Genomic DNA, 1891 nt, shown 5'->3' with positions numbered 1-1891 from the left:
GCCGCTCCAGAGAACCTGTAACAACTTACGTTAAGTGAGCTGCCTCTCCTCCGAACGCTGCGCTATCCCGAATCCGCATTGTCCACTCGGAAGACGGACATCCGATTTCACCGAGAGAGGGCTAGAGGCGGAAAGGCTCCAAGGGGAAGTCCGCCTAGATCACGATGGCTTTGGATCGAATCGATCCAAAGCCATCAACGTGATCGATTCCAACCCAATATTTTGAGACGTGGATGCGGGCGGAAAACCGCTACACACTTTTCCTCATCCCGCTCTAGATCCAGCCCTGAAGTTCGCGCAGCACCAGACTCCGGATCACATCCATGCCAGGGTCGCTATCGTTCAGGCATGGTATCGCGGTGAACTCCTCGCCCCCGTTCTGGCGGAAGATATGCGCATTTTCCTGCGCGATTTCCTCCAGCGTCTCCAGGCAGTCGGCGGAGAAGCCGGGGTTGACGACCGCGAGACGCTTCACGCCGTCCTTCGCGAGTTTCTCGACCGTCTTGTCGGTGTAGGGCTGCAACCACTCATCGAAGCCGAAGCGCGACTGGAACGTCAGCATCAGTTTCGACGCATCGAGCCCCATCCGCTTTCGCAGCGCCTCGGTGGTCGCGACACAATGCCTCTGATACGGATCGCCCTTGTCGACATAGGTCTGCGGCATGCCGTGGAACGACGCCATGATGACATCAGGCGTGAACGGGAGCGAGGCGAGATGAGTCTCGATCGAAACCGCCAGCGCCTCGATATAGTCGGGATCGTCGTAGTAGGGCGGCGTCACCCGCAGCGTCGGCTGCGCACGCATCTCGCTGAGAATGCGAAATGCCTCGTCACATACGGTTGCGGATGTCGTCGCCGAATATTGCGGATAGAGCGGCACCACCAGCAGCCTGTCGCAGCCCTGCGCCGCCAGCGCCGCGATACGCGATTGCATCGACGGATTGCCGTAGCGCATCGCCCAGTCGACGACGACATGGTCGTGACCTTCAAGCGCGGCCGTGAGCTTGTCCGACTGCGAGCGGGTGATCGTCTTGAGCGGTGACTCGTCGAGCTCGGTATTCCAGATCTTCAGGTAATCGAGCGCCTTGCGGCGCGGGCGGGTGTTCAGGATGATGCCGTTCAGCACCAGCTTCCAGCCCAGGCCCTGCTTCTCGATAACGCGCGGATCCGACAGAAACTCCTTCAGATACACCCGCACGCCGCGAGCATCGGCTGTATCCGGAGTGCCGAGATTGACGATCAGAACGCCAACGCGCTCGCGCGGCGCGCACGCCGCGGTTCCAGCCTTGTCGATAGGAATGGCGACAGTCATGTCCGTCTGGCTTCGCGCGCCGGTCCGTTCTTGTCAAGCCCACGCATCTACCGATACGGTTGCGAACCGCAGGCTGAGGGAGTTGCGATGACGATCGCTGAATGGTGTGTCTTCGGTGCGGTCATTCTGTACCTGCTGACGATCGTGCCGTTCAAGGCGCTGGGGTTGCCCCGCTTTGACAACGCCCGGCCGCGCGACCCGGGATTTTACGACGATCCGTTGCGGACCCGCGCGCTTGGAGCGCACCTGAACGGCATCGAAGCCTTTCCCTTCTTTGCTGCCGCCGTTCTGCTTGCGGAATTTCGCGATGCGCCCCAGCGTCTGATCGACGAACTGGCGATCCTTTACCTGATCGTCCGCGCCGCCTATGTCGTGACCTATATCGGCGACCGCCCGACGTTGCGGTCGATCCTCTGGGGCGTCGGCTTCGCCATCAACACCACGATCTTCTTCCTGCCCGCGATCCGGCACTGGCTGCCTTCCTGACACGCGCGGAAAGGGAGCCAGTCAGTTCCTCCACGCCGCCTGCGGCGTTTCCAGAGCCTTTTCGCTTCTGATGGAATCAGAAGCGAGGCTCTA

2 protein-coding genes are annotated in these 1891 nt (G+C 61.0%); one reads left to right on the top strand and one right to left on the bottom strand.

The genetic code is table 11. The annotated features are described in order from the left end of the window. Positions 1-274: 274 nt before the first annotated feature. A complete protein-coding gene (gene hemH, locus NWI01_RS13700) occupies positions 275-1312 on the bottom strand; it encodes a ferrochelatase (protein ID WP_141384402.1) in 1038 nt (345 codons plus the stop codon). An 87-nt stretch (positions 1313-1399) separates the two neighbouring features. On the opposite strand from hemH, the gene NWI01_RS13695 reads away from it, so the two are divergent. Continuing rightward, positions 1400-1798, top strand: coding sequence for an MAPEG family protein (locus NWI01_RS13695; RefSeq protein WP_141384400.1), 399 nt, complete (start codon positions 1400-1402; stop codon positions 1796-1798). The last annotated feature ends 93 nt before the right edge of the window (positions 1799-1891 follow it).

The sequence above is a fragment of the Nitrobacter winogradskyi genome, from assembly GCF_006539545.1.
GTDB classification, from domain to species: domain Bacteria; phylum Pseudomonadota; class Alphaproteobacteria; order Rhizobiales; family Xanthobacteraceae; genus Nitrobacter; species Nitrobacter winogradskyi_A.
The sequence above is the reverse complement of the archived record's forward strand: the minus strand, read 5'-3'. Positions and strand labels throughout refer to the sequence as shown.

What these genes read in the sequence shown, in the direction of transcription:
- hemH (WP_141384402.1), bottom strand. Translation starts at nt 1,312, where the DNA reads ATGACTGTCGCCATTCCTATCGACAAGGCTGGAACCGCGGCGTGCGCG.
- NWI01_RS13695 (WP_141384400.1), top strand. Translation starts at nt 1,400, where the DNA reads ATGACGATCGCTGAATGGTGTGTCTTCGGTGCGGTCATTCTGTACCTG.